The 16,335-nt window shown below is 73.7% G+C and carries 8 protein-coding genes, 1 tRNA gene and 1 pseudogene; 5 read left to right on the top strand and 5 right to left on the bottom strand.

All coding sequences use genetic code 11. The features are described from left to right. Positions 1-90: 90 nt before the first annotated feature. Both ABD946_RS23625 and ABD946_RS23620 read right to left on the bottom strand, forming a co-directional pair. Positions 91-912, bottom strand: coding sequence for an SDR family NAD(P)-dependent oxidoreductase (locus tag ABD946_RS23625; protein WP_345286756.1), 822 nt, complete (start codon positions 910-912; stop codon positions 91-93). A 166-nt stretch (positions 913-1,078) separates the two neighbouring features. Continuing rightward, positions 1,079-4,459 carry a hypothetical protein gene (locus tag ABD946_RS23620; RefSeq protein ID WP_345286754.1) on the bottom strand — a complete coding sequence of 1,127 codons (3,381 nt, stop codon included), beginning with the start codon at positions 4,457-4,459 and terminating at the stop codon, positions 1,079-1,081. A gap of 135 nt (positions 4,460-4,594) precedes the next feature. Between ABD946_RS23620 and ABD946_RS23615 the strand changes: the two genes are divergently transcribed. Both ABD946_RS23615 and ABD946_RS23610 read left to right on the top strand, forming a co-directional pair. Further along, entirely contained in the window at positions 4,595-5,245 is a 651-nt protein-coding gene (locus tag ABD946_RS23615) for a LysE family translocator (protein ID WP_345286752.1), read from the top strand. Next, the gene (locus ABD946_RS23610) at positions 5,242-6,252 is read left to right on the top strand and encodes a hypothetical protein (RefSeq protein WP_345286750.1); all 1,011 of its coding nucleotides are present in this window, start codon (positions 5,242-5,244) and stop codon (positions 6,250-6,252) included. Before ABD946_RS23615 ends, ABD946_RS23610 begins: the two co-directional genes overlap by 4 nt. 16 nt (positions 6,253-6,268) lie before the next feature. Here the strand turns inward: ABD946_RS23610 and ABD946_RS23605 are convergent, their stop codons facing one another. Further along, positions 6,269-7,624 (bottom strand): SDR family oxidoreductase, encoded by a 1,356-nt coding sequence (locus ABD946_RS23605; RefSeq protein WP_345286748.1) that lies wholly within the window; start codon positions 7,622-7,624, stop codon positions 6,269-6,271. Between the two features lie 24 nt (positions 7,625-7,648). After that, positions 7,649-7,721: transfer RNA gene (locus ABD946_RS23600), tRNA-Ala, on the bottom strand. Between the two features lie 161 nt (positions 7,722-7,882). On the opposite strand from ABD946_RS23600, the gene ABD946_RS23595 reads away from it, so the two are divergent. The 3 genes from ABD946_RS23595 (at position 7,883) to ABD946_RS23585 (ending at position 9,970) form a co-directional block, all read left to right on the top strand. Next, positions 7,883-8,839 carry an aldo/keto reductase gene (locus tag ABD946_RS23595; RefSeq protein WP_345286746.1) on the top strand — a complete coding sequence of 319 codons (957 nt, stop codon included), beginning with the start codon at positions 7,883-7,885 and terminating at the stop codon, positions 8,837-8,839. Positions 8,840-8,923: 84 nt separating this feature from the next. Further along, positions 8,924-9,418 (top strand): flavoprotein, encoded by a 495-nt coding sequence (locus ABD946_RS23590; protein ID WP_345286744.1) that lies wholly within the window; start codon positions 8,924-8,926, stop codon positions 9,416-9,418. A gap of 60 nt (positions 9,419-9,478) precedes the next feature. Continuing rightward, on the top strand, positions 9,479-9,970 hold the full coding sequence (locus tag ABD946_RS23585; RefSeq protein ID WP_345286742.1) for a peptidylprolyl isomerase: 492 nt from the start codon (positions 9,479-9,481) through the stop codon (positions 9,968-9,970). Between the two features lie 50 nt (positions 9,971-10,020). Here ABD946_RS23585 and ABD946_RS23580 read toward each other — a convergent pair. After that, a pseudogene (locus ABD946_RS23580) lies at positions 10,021-12,033 on the bottom strand (TerD family protein). Between the last annotated feature and the right edge of the window lie 4,302 nt (positions 12,034-16,335).

Below are 16,335 nucleotides of genomic sequence, written 5' to 3'. Positions count from 1 at the left end.
TCCGTACCCGGCACACGGGTCTGCTTCTTCCGATTCGCGCAGTTCCCCGCGCCCCTGACCGCCCTCCGGGCGGTCCGAGCGCGGTGGGGGTCAGGTGAGGGTGGTGAGGGCCGCCGCCGCGGTGAGTTCGGTGCGGGCGGCCTCTTCGACGTGGGAGAGGTAGGCGTAGGCGTCCGAGCCGATCGGGATCCGGACGGGGGTCTGCTCGGCGGCGACGATCCGCAGGACCAGGGTGGCGAAGTCGGCCGGGCGGCCGATCTCCGGCAGGTCCTCCATCTGCCGCATGGCGGCGAGCATCGGGTCCACCGTCTCCCGGTAGGCGTCGATCCGGTGGGCGGTCTCGTTCACCGAGGCGCCGTAGTGGGTGGCGAAGCCGCCGGGCTCGACGGCGGTGACCCGGATGCCGAAGCCGGCGACCTCGGCGGCGAGCACCTGGCTCATGCCCTCCAGCGCGTACTTGCCGGTGACGTACGCCCCCAGCCCGGGGATGCCCATCCGTCCGGCCAGCGAGGAGACGTTGACGATGTGTCCGGAGCCGCGCTCGCGCATCCCGGGGAGCACCTCGCGGACCAGCCGCCAGGGCCCGACCACCAGGGTCTCCAGCTGGTCGCGGAGCTCCTGGTCGCCGACCTCCTCGACCGCGCCGAAGAGCCCGTAGCCGGCGTTGTTGACCAGGACGTCGATCCCGCCGAGCCGGTCCTCGGCCAGCGCCACGGCCTCCGTCACCTGGGCCTGGTCGCGGACGTCCAGGGCGGTGGTGAGCAGCCGGTCCGGGTGGCGCTCCCTCAGCTCCTCCAGGGTGGCCGGCTTGCGGGCGGTGGCCAGGACGGTGTCGCCGGCCGCCGCGACCGCCTCGGCCAGTGCCAGGCCGAGGCCAGACGAACATCCGGTGATCAGCCAACGCCGTGCCATGGGCTCCCCCTCGCGTCTGTGGTGACGGCCACGCTCCCAGATCCGGGGCCGGGGCGCTCCGGTTCCGTCCGCCCCGACGGAGGCGAGCGGAAGCGCGCGGGGGGCGCCCACCGCCGAGCCGGAAAGCGCCCCCGATGCGAACGGTTCCGCGCGCGCCCGGCCCGCGTCACTCCGTCGCGGTGAAGAGGTCCAGCGCCCCGTCCCGGACGTCCGCGGCCGGATGGCCGCGCAGTGTCCGGAGCAGGTCCCGCCACTCGCCGGGCCAGCCGTGGCGCCGGCCGAAGAGGGTGGTGAGGCCGAGCGCCTGGAGGCCGGAGCGGTGGCCGCCCCGCGCGGCCAGCTGCCGGACCACGGCCGCCACCGCCGACGGGTCCTCCGGCATCAGCGCCGTGCGCCGCTCCCGGGAGAGCGCGTCCGCGCAGCGCAGGGCCAGGGCCGGCCGCCCCGCGCAGGCCTCCTCCAGATCGGCCAAGCTCCCTGCGAGCACCGCCGGTCCGTCCCTGAGGTCCACCAGGGCGAGCAGCAGCCCGACCCGTAGCGGGGGCTCCTGCCGGAGCAGGTCGGCCAGCGCGGTCACGGTCTCCCGCTGCCAGGGCCGGTCCGGCTGGGGGAGCGAGGTGACCAGCTCCCGCAGGCGCTGCCGGGCCGGGAGGTCGCGGTCCGCCGCAGCGTCCGCGGCCCCGGGAACGCCCGGCGCGCCACCCGGTGCGGCCCGGCCCTCCCGGTCGGCGGTGAGCAACGCGGTGACGGTGCGGTGCAGCACGCTGCCCGGCGCGGCCCCGCCCAGCGGGTGCGGCTGCCCGTTCCAGGCCAGCGCGACGGTGGCCCGGACGGCGGCACGCCAGGTGGTCCGCAGGTCCGGGTCGGCCACCAGGTCCGGGAGCAGCCCGGCCAGTTCGGGGGCGAACCCGGCCCAGCGCGGGAGGCTCTCCAGCCCGGCGGTGGCGACCTCCGGTTCGGTGCTGCGGCAGACCCGGCCGATCAGCGCGGCGTACCGGGCGCGGTGCGCCGCGGCGAGCTGCCAGGGGCCCACCCGGACCAGGGCCTGCTGCGCCTGGGCGGGGCCCCCGGCGGCCTGTTCGAGCAGCTCCCAGACCTCCGGACGCTCCGTCAGCCCGGTCGCGGCCCCGATGGCGGCGGCCAGCGCGTCCGGGTGCTGACCGGGCGTCAGGGCGGCGGTGCGGAGCAGGGCGATCGCCCGGGCCGGCGGCAGGTGGGCGGCGGCCAGCCGGACGGCCTCCTTGCGGGTGGTCACCTTGCCCTCGGTGGTCAGCGGGGCGAGCCGGCGTTCGAGCTCCTCGGGCCGGACGTGGCGGGCGGCCCGGGCGGCGGAGTACATCGCGACCCGGGCCCGGTCGCCGTCCACCCGGGCGAGCAGCGGGGTGAGCGCCCCGGCCGGATCGTCGGTCCAGGGCAGCGCGGCGAGCGCGGCCTCGGCGAGCACCACCTCGGCGGAGTCCAGGTGCGCGAGGGCCAGCAGCCGGCCGTGCACCGGGACGCCCCGGGCCGCGGCCAGTGCCGAGGCCCGCTGGTGGACCGGCTGGGTGGTGTCGGCCACCGTGCCGGCCGCGAGCCGGGCGGCGGCCTCCTGCTGACGGGGCGACCAGCGCCCGGCCCGCTCCAGCGGCGGCAGCGGCGCCCGGGTGCCGCGGGGAAGGAAGCGCCCGTACGGCGGGACGGCGGCCAGCAGCGGGTCGAGCAGGTCGGTCCGACGGGTGGTCAGCACCGCCAGCACCGGCGGCAGTACGGCGGCCGAGGGGTCGAGCCGGAGCACGTGCTCCACCCGGCCGTCCCGGGTGGCCCGGTCGTCCAGCCAGTACCGCACGGCGGTGCGGAAGGCGGCGTCGTCGGAGTGCTCCAGCGCGTCGGCCAGCAGGGCCTGGAGCTCGGGCATCCGGTGCGCCCGGCGGCCGAGCGAGCCGGTCAGGGCGAACAGCAGGCGGTGGTGCGGGCCGGGGGCCTCGGCCAGCAGCCAGGGGCGCAGCGCGGCGAGGACCTGGAGCTCCTGGCCCCGGCGCAGGGTGTGCTCCAGCGGGCCGAGGTCGGCGCCGCCGAAGTGCCCGGCGAGCTGCTGAAGGGTGGTCAGCGACCACTCCAGCAGGGGCGATCCGGCCTCGGTGGCGTTCTCCCTGAGCACGCCGACGGCCAGTCTCCGCAGGGCGGTCCTGGTCTGCTGGGAGCAGTCCCGGGCCGTGAGCGCGTCGGTGACCAGCCGGCTCAGTGCGGTCACGTCGGCCGGGGCGAAGAGGCGGGGGTGCAGTTGGGCCAGTGCGCCGAGCGCGGCGGAGCGCACCGGGTCCTGCTCGTTGCGCAGCCGGTCGAGCAGCGGCAGCAGCCGGGCCAGGTCCGCCGGGTCGCCGGAACCGCCCGCGTTGGCGATCAGCAGCGGCCAGGCCTGGGCGCGCTCCTCCGCGGCCGGGCGGCGGGTGGCGGCCAGCAGTTCGGCGCCCACCTCGGCGACGGGCAGCCGGGCGCGCATGGCCAGCACGCCGAGCCGGCTCTGCCCGGCCGCCTCCCGCCGGTCGGCCTCGGCGCGCGCCCAGGCGTGGCGGCGCTCGCGCGGCAGCAGGTCGAGCTCGGTGAAGCGGGTGAGCTCCAGGCCCTTGGTGGCGGTCTCGAAGAAGGCGCCCCGGCGGCTCGGAGGCAGCGCGCGCAGCAGGGAGAGGAACAGCTGGGGCTGCTCGTACCAGCGGCGGCCGAGCTCGCCGAGCGAAGGGGGATCGGCCAGGACCAGACGCCGCACCAGCGAGCGGGACGGCTGGTGCACCAGGGGCCGTGCGGCCCGGGCCGGGTCGAGCAGCCAGCGGACCACCCGCTCGGCGTCCAGTGCGACCAGCAGACCGAGCTGCCCGGCCACCTGCCGGGGCAGCGCGCCCGGGCCGTACCGCTCCAGCAGGGCGAGCACCCGGGCCGGGTCGACGGGCAGCACGGCGGCCACCGCGTCCGCCCGCCACTGCCACCAGGCGTCACGCAACTGCTGGGTGCGGCCCGCGAGTTCGCGCTCGGCACGGTCGAGGAACAGGGTGGGGTGACGGCGGGCCAGCCGAGCCGGGCCATTGCCCGCGTGGGCCAGCTCCGGCAGCAGCCGGGCGACCGTCGCGGGGGAGCAGGCGGGCAGCAGCCGGGCCGCCTCGTCCTCTCCCCACTGCGCGCGCACCCGGTCCACCATGCGGTCGGCCAGCTCCGTCCGCCGTCCGGCCAGCACCGCTTCGGCCAACCGGCCGCGCTCCACGGAGGCGGCGACCGGGTAGGCGCTCTCGATCGCGGCGTCCGGCACCAGGCCCTGCCGGACCGCGCGGAAGGCGTACCGGCGCACCCCCTCGTCCCGGTCGCCCAGCCGCCCGGCCAGCCAGTCGCCCCGGCGGGTGGCCAGGGCGGCCAGGGCCGCGAGGCGACGCTCGTAGGGCCCGCGCGAGTCCAGCCGGTCGATCAGTTCGGTGAGCGGGCGTTCCGCCAGGCCGCGGGCGAAGCGGGCCACGTACGGGTCCACCTGCGGGGCGGGGAGCGGGTCGACGGCGCGGAGCAGCTGGTCGGCTATGCGGGACATGGCGCCGATTCTGCCGCGTGCGGCCGCCCCCGGACCAACGGAAAACCAGGGGCCGACGGGTGGGGGCGGGTGCCATCATGACCGGTCAACCGGCCCGGTCGGGGCCGGGAGGGACCGGAGCACCTGGAGACGAGCATGGTCAGCGGCACGGCATTGGCGGGGATCGCCCTGGTGGCACTGGGGATGGCACTGACGCCCGGCCCCAATCTGGTCTACCTGGTGTCCCGTTCGGTGCTCCAGGGCCGCCGGGCCGGACTGGTCTCGCTGGCGGGCGTCGGGCTCGGCTTCCTGGTCTACCTGGCGGCGGCGGTGGCCGGGATCGCCACCGTCTTCGCCCTGGTGCCCGGCATCTACCTGACCCTCAAGCTGCTCGGCGCCGGCTACCTGCTCTGGCTGGCCTGGCAGATGCTCCGCCCCGGCGGCCACTCCCCCTTCGCCACCCGGGAGTTGACCCCGGACCGGCCGCGCAAGCTGTTCACCATGGGCTTCGTCACCTGTCTGCTCAACCCCAAGATCGCCATCCTCTACGTCTCGCTGCTGCCGCAGTTCATCGACCCGGAGCGGGGCGGGGTGGCCGTGCAGAGCTTCGCCCTCGGCCTCACCCAGATCGTGGTCTGCCTGGCCAGCGACGCCGCCTTCGTCGTCACCGCCGGTTCGGTCGCCGCCTTCCTGACCCGCCGCCCGACCTGGCAGCGCGTGCACCGCTACGCCATGGGCACCGCCCTGGCCGCGTTCGCGGTCCGGCTCGCCGCCGACCGCTCCCGGGCCGTGGTGGCCGCGCCGTGACGGGCGCCGGGGGCGACCAGGCACGGATCGACCCGCGCGTCGTCGAGGAGCTGCGTTACCTGCTGACCCTGGCGCCGGCCGAAGTCCGTGTGGAGGTCGGCGCGTTCCTCGGGGTCGGGCTCGGCGAGCCGACGGACCCGGACGGCGAGCAGGGCCAGGTGGATTGGCGGCTGGCGACCACCTCCCACCTGCTGCCGTGGGGGGCTGCCCGGTGGTGGATGCTCCGGGAGGACTCGCCCGAGCTCAACCGCATGCTCCGCGAGTGCCAGCGGCTGTCGCCGGGGGTGGTGGCGGACGTCCGGGACGGACTGCCGTTCGGTCCGGGCCGCACCGCACCGCTGCCGGTGCTCCCCAGGCGGGGTCGGTTCCTCGAGCGCGAGCCGGTGCCGCGCCCGGCCGAGGAGCTGATCGCCCGACTGCGGGCGGCCCGGGGCTCCCGGACGTTGAACGGCGCTCGGGTCGCGGCCGGTGAACTCCGGCGGGCCGACTGGCCGTTGGTGGTGGCAGCGCACGCGGCCGAGCCGCTGCCCGGTCGCGCCCGGTGGGCGCTGGCCGAGCAGTTCGAGTGCCCGGCGGAGCTCCGGACCGCCTTCGGCACCCACTCGGTGTACGAGCGGCGGCTGCGCGAGACCGGGGTGACCATCACCTGCGCGGAGCTGGTGGAGCGTCAGGGGCCCGCGCACACCACGCTGCGGGTCCTCGGTGCCGGACGGTGGCTCTTCCCGATCGAGCTGGCTCCGGCCGAGGGGGAGCTCCGTCCGCTGGTGGAGCGGCACTTGGGGGACCGGCCGGAGGCGTGGGCCGCGGCGGCGCGGCTGCTGCCGGTGTACCGCGGCACGGTGGGCGCCCTGCTGGCCACCGCCGGAGCGGCCCGGCCGGGGGAGGCCGTGGTGGCGACCCCGCCCGTTCCGCCCGTTCCGCCCGTTCCGCCCGTTCCGGTTCAGGAGCCCGCGACGGCCGCGTCGAGGCGTGGTGGTCTGCTGGGATGGCTCTTCGGGGCGGCGTGACGGAGCGTCCGGAGGGCTACCAGGCGGCTTCCTGGTAGTCCTTCAGGAAGACCCCGGAGTACGGCTCCCCGGCCTCGCCCCGGACGATCGGGTGGTAGACCCGGGCCGCGCCGTCCACCACGTCCAGTGGGGTGCGGAAGCCGTGGCCGGCCATCCGGGCCTTCTTCGGGGCCGGGTTCTCGTCGGTGATCCAGCCGGTGTCCACCGCGCACATGTGCACGCCCTGCCCGGCGAGTTCGGCCGCGCTGGTGCGGGTGAGCATGTTGAGCGCGGCCTTGGCCATGTTGGTGTGCGGATGGCCCCCGGTCTTGTTGCGGACCGCGAAGCGGCCCTCCACGGCGGTGACGTTGACCACGTAGCGGTGCGGGTGCGGCGAGGCCAGCAGCAGGGGCAGCAGGCGGTCGCAGAGCAGGGCCGGGGCCAGCGAGTTGACCAGCTGGGTCTCCAGCACCTCGGCCGGGTCGAGCTCGCCGAGCCGGGCCGACCAGGAGTTGGCGGGCGCGGTGTCCGGCAGCAGCCCGGCCTCGTCCGCCTCGGGCAGCACCACGCCCGTGCGTTCACCGGCGGTCAGTTCGGCGGCCGGCCAGGCGGCGGTCAGCGCGGGCATCGGCCGGAAGCCGGGGGCCTGCCGGACCGGTGCCCCGGGCGGCAGTGCCTCGGCCTCCCCGGCGGCCAGCAGCGCGTACGCCTCCGGCGGGCGGCGCAGGGTCTGCGCGGCGTTGTTCACCAGGATGTCCAGCGGCCGCCCGTCCCGGCGGAGCTCCTCGCACAGGCCCAGCACCTGGCGCGGGTCACGCAGGTCGATGCCGACCACCGAGAGCCGGTCCAGCCAGTCCGCACTGCCCTCGGCGGCCCGGAAGCGGCGCAGGGTGTCGTGCGGGAAGCGGCTGGTGACGGTCAGTTCGGCGCCGTCCCGCAGCAGCATCAGGGCCAGCTGGAAGCCGATCTTCACCCGGCCCCCGGTGAGCAGCGCGCGGCGGCCCCGCAAGTCGGTGGCCAGGGAGCGGAAGGCGGTGTTGTCGGCCGCGCAGTCCGGGCAGAGCAGGTGGTAGAAGCCGTCCAGCTGCCGGTAGGTGCCCTTGCAGATGTAGCAGTGCCGCGCCCGGTGCAGCCGCCCGGCGGGGGAGCCGGTGCGCTCGGGCAGCGGGGCGTCCTCACGGCGGGTCAGGCCGCCGGTCGCGGTGCTGGCGGTCAGGACGGCGTCGGCGGCGGTCCGGGCCCGGCGGCGGAGCTTGCGGCTCTCGCGGAGGAAGGAGTCGCTGTTCCGCTCGGCCCGCAGCCGCGCCGGGTGGTCCACCGGTAGCCCGCGCAGGCGGCCGAGGGTCCGCTCGAAGGCGGCCAGCTCCTGCTCCGTCAACTCGTCCTGCTGCACAGCCCCGTACCCCTCCTGGAACCCGCGAGGCGGCCGGATTCGAACCGACCTCCTCCTTCATGCCATGAAGGCGCGACTGCCTCTGCGCTACGCCCCGCGGTCCGCGCATGCTAGCTGGTGGGGGCGGCTGGGTGCACGCGAATATGCCTGGTGAGTGTGCGAACTGACGGATCCGGCGAGGCGGTCTTGACCCGGAGTGCACTTCGAGGGGCAGGGTAGGCGACGCACGATCAGCCGTGACCGAAGGAGAGGACAAGCATGCGCAACACCACGCTGGGAGCCGGGGGCCCCGAGGTCGGCGTGATCGGACTCGGGTGCATGGGCATGACCTGGGCGTACGACCCGAACGGACGGGACGACGTGACCTCGGTGCGGGTCCTGCGCGAGGCGCTGGACCTGGGCGTGACCCTGATCGACACGGCGGACGTCTACGGGCCGTTCGACAACGAGGAGTTGGTGGGCAAGGGCCTGGCCGGGGAGTACCGCGAGCGGGCCGTGCTGGCCACCAAGGTCGGCCTGGTGACCGGCCTCGGCGGGGCCCGGGTCGGCACCGACGGGCGGCCCGAGCACGTCCGCGCCTCCATCGACGAGAGCCTGCGCCGCCTCGGCACCGAGTACGTCGACCTCTACCAACTGCACAGGGTCGACCCGGCCGTCCCGGTCGAGGAGACCTGGGGCGCGATGGCCGAGCAGGTCGCGGCCGGCAAGGTGCGGCGGCTCGGGCTGTCCGAGGTGACGGTGGAGCAGATCCAGCGCGCCCAGGCCGTCCACCCGGTCACCTCCGTGCAGTCCGAGCTCTCGCTCTGGACCAGGGACGCGCTGGCCGAGGTGCTCCCGTACACCGAGGCCAACGGCATCGCCTTCCTGCCCTTCTCCCCGCTCGGCCGCGGCTTCCTGGCCGGCCGCTTCGGCTCCACCGCCGACCTCCCGGCCGACGACTGGCGCTCCACCCTCCCGCGCTTCCAGGCCGACGCGCTGGCCGCCAACCAGGCACTGGTGGAGACCGTCCGCCGGATCGCCGCCCGGCACGACGCCACCCCGGCCCAGGTCGCCCTCGCCTGGGTGGTCGCGCAGGGCAGCCTGGTCATCCCGATCCCCGGCACCAAGACGCCCAAGTACCTGGCCGACAACGCCGGTTCCGCGGACCTCGCGCTCACCGCCGAGGACCTCGCCGAGCTCGACGCCCTCCCGGCGCCGGTCGGCTCGCGGTACTGACCGGCCGCTGACCCGCCCTCAGGCCCGGCCGCCCTCGCGGCGGCCGGGCTTGCCCCGCTCCACCCCGCACGCTTGCATGGGCGGATGCCTCCACGCGTCCTCTACCTCTTCGGCACCGCCGCCTTCCCCGTGCTCGGCGTACGCACCGTCATCGAGCAGGCCCAGGCCCGCGGCTGGGACGTCTGCCTCGGTCTGACCCCGACCGCCGCCGACTGGCTCCGGCCCGAGATCCCGGCCCTCACCGAGCTCACCGGACACCTGGTCAAGAGCCGCTACCGCCGCCCGGGCGAACCCGACCTGCTGCCCCCGCCCGACGCCATCCTGTTCGGCCCGGCCAGCTTCAACTCGCTCAACTCCCTCGCCCTCGGCCTCACTTCCTCCTGGGTCGTCGGCTACACCGCCGAGGCCCTCGGCAAGGGCGTCCCGGTCACCGTCCTGCCCTGCGTGAACGACGCCCTCGCCGCCCACCCGCAGTACCCGCGCAGCCTCGCCACCCTCCGCACCGCCGGCGCCCGCATCCTCACCTCCGGTGGCGACCTGCCATGGTCCGAGGCCCTGGATGCGGTCGGTGGCCCGTAACGGGCCGGTTCTCTCATATGCTCTCGGGGGAACAACATCCACATCACGAGGAGCAGAGCAATGAGCGAGAACGTCTACTTCGACGTCACCGCCGACGGCGAGGACCTTGGCCGCATCGTCTTCAAGCTGTACGACGACGTCGTCCCGCAGACCGCGAAGAACTTCCGCGAGCTGGCGACCGGTCAGCACGGCTTCGGCTACAAGGAGTCCACCTTCCACCGGGTCATCCCGGCCTTCATGCTCCAGGGCGGCGACTTCACCCGGGGCGACGGCACCGGCGGCAAGAGCATCTACGGCGAGAAGTTCGCGGACGAGAACTTCACCAAGAAGCACGACCGCCCGGGCCTGCTCTCGATGGCCAACGCCGGCCGCAACACCAACGGCTCGCAGTTCTTCGTCACCACCATCGTGACCGACTGGCTCGACGGCAAGCACGTCGTCTTCGGCGAGGTCGTCGAGGGCATGGACGTCGTCAAGGCGATCGAGGGCTTCGGCAGCCAGTCCGGCCGCACCTCCAAGAAGATCGTCATCAAGGACTCCGGCACCGTCTGAGCCCGATGACACCCACGTCCCGGGGCCGCACGGCCCCGGGACGGGGATCGTCACCGGCCCGGACGGGAGTCCAGGGCCGCGACGACGGTGGAGTGGAACCTCTCGACCGCGGTGTCCACGCTGCGGATGAAGCCGGACTCGGCGTTGCCACGGGTGTTGCCGACGCTCTTCACGAGGGAGAGGCGGAAGCCCGTGGGACGGGAGCCGTCCTTCGGGAGGAGGTCGCCGGGCTCGGGGCGCAGGCGCTCCAGGGTGCCGCGCGGGCCGGGGGACGCGCCGTCGGTGAGCGTCTCGACGTGCAGGTCGGCCGGGGCGTCGGCGAGCTGCTTGACCAAGCGCTTGGCGAGGCTGAGCGGGTAGCCCTGGTCGGGGGCGGGGATCTCGACCGAGGTGCGGAGCTTCCCGGCACGCAGGTCCGCGACGATCGTCAGGTTCCCCGGGGCCTCGTCGATCCGGATCTCGGCCTGCAGGCGCCCCTCGGCGGCCAGCCGGTCGGCGGAGGCGGTGAGACGGCTGAGCGCGTCCTCGCCGCGACGGGCCCGCTTGACCACCGGGAGGACGCGGACACCGAGTTCGCCGCCGAGTTCGAGGCAGACCTGCCGGGTGAGGCGCTCCCAGCTCTCGACCACCTGGACGGCCCGCGGGTCGCCGGGGGTCAGGAGGTCGGCCTCGATCTCCTTGCGCACCGGCACCCAGGCCGGGCCCATGTTCTGGAAGCCGTGGCAGCCCGAGTTCTCGTGCTGGAGGTAGTGCAGCAGCTCCTGGAGCAGCCAGGCGTGCGCCTGGTCCTTGACGCCCTCGTGGCGGATCAGCATCTTCGCCTGGTGGGTGACCTCGGCCCAGGAGAGGTGCCAGAGACCGACCTTGTGCTTGCGGCGGCCGTCTATCTTCACGGTGACCAGCGGACGGCCCTCCAGGGCGACGTCGTTGGAGATCGTGATGACGGCTTCGTAGCCCCGGCGGGCGGCGATGTCCATGTAGTCCTGGACCTGCTCGGGCTTCAGGGATTGCCGTTGGTCTTGCACTCGACCAGGGCCGTCCACAGCTTCCCGGCGCGCTCGACCCGGATCACGCCGTCGGGGCGCTTCGGGGTCTCCCCGTGCGGGAGTTGGACCTCGGTGAAGGTCTCCATCCGCCCGGACGGAGCGCCGAAGGCCGCGGTGAGGCGGCGGCCGAACTCGGGCACCTGGCATCACGGAGAGGCAGGACGGAGGTGGCCCGACCTCGCGCTCGTGGTCGTCTTGAGCGAGGTCGCGGGGAAGAGACGGGCCGCGTGCCAGGAGTCGTTCTCGGCGAGGGCACTTCTTGGGCTCCTTGGGCAGCGTCACCTTCTTGGGCGGTCCGCAGCCGCTTGGCGGCCGGGGCCGGGCCGGACGGTGCCTCGGTGGCGGTGCGGTGGCGGTGGCGGTGGCGGCGGGCGGCAGCTCCTCCGCAGGGGTGCCGCAGGCTCGTCGAAAATAACAGTATAACGAAACAAAGAGAAACCAAACCAGCGCGAGCCGGCGCAGCTCGTCGGCAGCGCGTGTCGTCTCCTCGATGTCGATGCCGAAGTCGGTCGGGAGACTCCATGCGGTGGCCGAGGGTCCGGCCAGTCGGTGTCGTAGCCCTGTGTGCCGATGGCGCGGAACTGCCACTCGCCGGCCCGGCGGTAGATCTCGCCGAAGACGAGAGCGCTCTCGGTTGTCGCGTCGTCGATCGCGTAAGAGCCAGCAAGCAGCTGCTCGCCGGAGGTCCGTCGGCGAGCCCGAGGCGAAGGTCTCCACACGACCGAAGCGGCCCGCTGTGACGGCTCGCGCGCGATCACGATCGGAGTCGTCGGCGGCGTCGGGCAGACGGAGATTTGGATATGTCGAGCTGTGAGTGCGGTCGTCTCGTCGGTGCGGCGCTACGTCAGGTGGCTGGCACGCAGGGGTTCTGGACGCTGTAACGTCCGCGCTCGCCGGATTGTTGTAGAAGAAGAAGTCGCCGTGCCCCGGACTTGCGTCCGCGTGAGGAGCAGCACTGGGGTGTGAGAGGCGTCGTGCGTCGCCCTCGCCGTGGGCTGCTGCCGAACCGAGACTCACGATGAACGAGTCGTGAGTTCGCGGGTCGTCAGGGGCCGCTCAGGCTGACGATATGGCGCCTTGAGCATGTCGTGCACGGTTGGTCCCCCCGGGGAGCCGAGCCACCTCTGGACGTGGGACTAGTGGCCTGAGCATAAGCATGGGATGCGCCGACGGCAGTGTGTACATGATCGGCAGCTGGATAGCTGGAGCCTACTCTTGTGCGTGCATCTTCCGTGAGGAGGGGACGTCGACCGGGATCCGTCGCGTGCGCATCCGTCGCAGGTGGGAGCGGGTGGTAGCCGCGACCTGGCGTTGGGGTCAGCGAGTTCTTGGTCCAGATGAATGCTTGCGGCCACGTCGTGCGGCGGGGGCGGTGGGGGTGTAGTGCCACCGTGCGGTCGACGCGCTGGTAGCCGAGGACGGCGGGGGATGCGGCGCTGAGGTGCTGGTTTGGCGCCTCGTCGCAGCGGCACTCTCGACGCGGGTGTGATGCCGCGAGGTGTTTCCCGGAGGGTGAGTGGCGGCCTGCTGGTGGAGCGCGGGCGGCGGCGTTGGTGGCGATGCGAGCGGTCCGTAGGTGTGGGCGCGGAGACCCAGTAGCGATAACCTCAGGGCGCCGTGATGTGTCGCGATCCGGCACGGTTGGCGGGTGCCGAAGGCGCCGACCCGCACGCTTGCCTGCACAGGTAGGTGGTCCTCGGCGAGCGCCAGGTACCATGAAGTCGGTGCCGTCCTCCCAGCCAGCGGTGATGCCTGGCCGAGGGCGAGCTCGCGAGAGTGACTCGGGGTGACGGACGACATGTCCTAGCCCACTCATCAGGGGCTCAGGTGTGGTCGAGGTTGGCAACGGTGTGGCACTCGTTGAGACGTGTCCGAGTCCGCGAGGGTGCGGCGGCGCAGTGTAGGACGCCGTCGCGGAGGGCGATCATGCTCGGCGGGCGGCCGGTGGTGAGGAGCTGGTTTGCAGGGGCGGACTTCGGGGTGGTCTCGCTCATCGCGCGGTATTATGACCTTCCTTTACCGCCCCCGACCAGTGGGTTTCTCGACTCAACTGCACTCCCGTGCCGGTATTCCGGTGACGGACGAGTCAGAGTTCGACCAGGACCGTCGTCGAGCTGGACTTGGTGGAGGTCGGTGCACCCCGCGCGCCCTCGGCCGGTAGCCGACGCGGACTGACGTATCGACGGCGCGTTCCTCCTGGGTGGCAGGTCGCAGACCTCGTTAGAGGAACTTCATCGGCTCTCGGGGTGTGGGTACAGGGTGGCGCTAGTCCGGCTGGTGGAGGGCAGCGAGCAGGAAGCCGCCGCGATGCGACCCGACTCCTTGGTGTAGTAGTGGCCGGGGCGAGTCCGGAGCCCTTGTAGACCTCGAAGACCACAGATCACGGCCGGGCGTCCTCGGGGAACCCCAGGCGCAGGGCTTGTGTGCACATGTCGGTGCCGATCGGGCGGACAGCGCGCGTCGAGCCACATCCTCGGAAGGCGCGGTGGTCGGTAGAACTCGCGCTCACTGCAGGCGCTCGGCGCCTCGCGCAGGCGCCGCGTTGCGCGACTAACTCGTGCGTGGGTCGGTAGATCACGTGGAGCGAAGCGCCAGGGCTGGACCGTGCTGCGCCGCTGGCGACGCGAGTGGACGTGCGGCTCTCGGATCGCCCAGTCCCGATCACGGCTCCTCGGGCTCGCCGGGTCGAGTAGTGAACGCGGACCGGTGCGGTCGTCTGTGTGGTTCCATCACCTCGTGAGAAGTGCGCTGGGTGCGGGCGGCCGCCTCGTGGGCGCGGCACGTCATGGGGTGGAGGCGCCGTTGTGTGCTGTCGGGTGAGCCGCGTCGGTGCGTAGTCAACCATGCGGCGCGCACAGCAGAAAAGGGCGTAAAAGGGCTATACAGTGCACAGACTGGGTGTCGGAGGAAGCGTCTGGACCACAGTGGTTTCCGGAGCGGTTCAGTCGTGCGGCGCGCCCTGGGCTGGGCGGGCCCGGACGCTTGCATCCGCGCTCGCCCTGGGAGCCGAAACAAACAGGCTGCAAGGAACTCCACCGGCTGGTCGCCCGCGTTGGCGATAGGCGTGCGCGGCGTGCGGGTGTCCCTGAACTCGTGCGGCTCTGCGTGCGCCTTGAGGACGACGTCGGTGCATCGCGTCGAGGTGCCAGGCCTGGTCAGGCGGCCGATGGAGGCAACGTGTAGAGCCACTCGTACGCCCCGTGGGTGCCGCTGTTCGGCACCGGGGTCCCGCGGGCGAGGGCGTGCGGTCCGCGATCCGGGATGACCATCGTGATAGGCGTGCATCCGCGCCGAGGTCCTGGCAGGCGGATTGAAGGGCGGCCGTGCCGGGTGTGAAGCGGCGGGCGTGGATGCTACGCGAGCGTCGCCGGTGGCGGGAGGCGCGCGACCAGCTTCGGTCCAGCAGGCACCCGTACGCCTGGCCAGCGGAGCCAGGCAGCTCCACAGGGTGGGCTGGAACGCTGGCCGCGACTCCAGCCGCGGGAGAGGCGCTCAGGCAACACAGAGCCACCGAGATGCGGTGGTATCGCAGAGCTGGCCCAGGTGTGAGGTGCGCGGGCCTGCGCAGCGCCCGCAGTGCGGGGCGACGGCGGTCAGCACAGGTTCGAGCTCCATCCGCTCACCATTTGCGGCTTCAGGACAAGGTTCTTTGTCATATCGGACGGGGCCGGTGCAGGCTCTCGGGGACTGTGGAAGGAGGCCGGATGATGGCAACACGGGACGGAGGGCGGGTGGTCGGAGACGAAGCCAGACGGCACGGTACCGACGTGGTGGTGGTCGGCCCCTGCGGTCGGCGGCAGGCTGAGCGGGGACGCTGGCCCGGGCGCCGGCGCTCGTCTGGTGCATCGACGCGAGGGCCGCCGCGAGGAACGCCCCGGCGGACGGGGTGCACACGGCTACCTCGGCCGCAGAGGGCACGCCGCCCAGCGAGCTGGTGGCGGCGGCCGGAGGAGCTGCGCGGCTACGCGGCCTGGTCCGGCAGGGGCACGGCGTGTGGCGGTCGGTAGCGCGGGCGGAGCTTCGTGCGTCCGGCTGGCGGACGGCGGGGAGCGGTGGCGGCGGCGCCGTGCTGCTGTGACCACCGGCCCTCGCCGACGGATGCTGCCGGAGCTGCCCGTCGCTCGGCCGCGCCGTGGGGGCGGGGAAAAACGGGCGTGCTGCACTGGGGCCCGTACTGCACGACGCTGGAGGAGGTCGCCGACGAGGAGATCGAGGCGGTGCGCTCCGACCGGTCCCGTCGCGGTGCCCCAGGACGCTGACAGTGTGCGTCAGTGGAGCGAGCGGATCACTCTTCTTCCGGCACACCGGGCCCAGGAGCTCGACGCGGAGCAGCGCGAGCAGCTGGCGGCGCGTACGTAGCCCGGTGCGTGTCGAGGGAGAGAGGTGAGTGACCGGAGGTGAGTCGGCGTGACGTTGCGGGACGGGCGGATGTCCGGCCTCCTGCCTGGCGGACAGGGCACGTGGTGCCGTGTACCGTCGCGTGATGTGACGCGGTCACCACCGCTGGTCCGCCGCGCCCGTGTGCGCGGGCGCTAGCGGAGTCGCTCGCCTGGAGGCGGTAGGAGCAGGAGCGGGACGGTCACTGTCTCGGCACGCACCGTTCGCGTGTCGGCCGAGCCCGGTGGCGCGAGCGCCGTGCGCCGGGGTCTGGCTGGCGGGGACGTGACGGAGAGCTGGATGGACCAGTCAGGTGCCGCCGCGGCGGCCGGCGTACGGGCCGGGGCGGCTGATGTCACAGACGACCGACCTGCACGGCCGGCCGATGGAGACGCGCCGCGCGTTTCGCGTGCGTACCGAGCGGGACGAGAGGCGAGAGCGTCAGCATGGGCGAGCACGGACCACGAGACACGGTGTCGACCAGCACGGCACGGGCCCGCAGCTAAACACGGCAGGGCGGCGGGGCGGTGGAGAGTTCTGGACGGCCGCTACGGCGAGAGCGAGCGGATCTGGAGCGGAACCCGACACCGCACGCTGGTCCGGAGGCGGCGGCGGAGCTGACTCCCCGGCGGGCAGCGTACCTGGGACATGCGGCGAGGGTCCGCGACGCGCTCTGGCTGGCCGAGCGCGGGTTGGACGTGACGGCGACCGACGTCTCGAAGGATGGCGCTGGAGCGGGCCGCGAGCACGCGGCGGCGGCGCCGGGGCCGGAGGTGCGCGTCGCACGGATCGACTGGCAGCGGCAGCGACCTCAGAGGGTCTCGTTCCGGAGGGCGAGTACGAGCTGGTCTCGGACGCACTTCCTGCACTCGCCGTGTGGCGCGACGTGGAGCTGCGACCAGCGACGCGATCCCTGCGTCACGCGGCAGGCCGCGGCGTGGC

The organism is Kitasatospora albolonga (assembly GCF_039535905.1).
In the GTDB taxonomy this organism is placed as follows: Bacteria; Actinomycetota; Actinomycetes; order Streptomycetales; family Streptomycetaceae; genus Kitasatospora; species Kitasatospora albolonga.
This window is presented reverse-complemented; position numbering and strand designations above follow the sequence as displayed.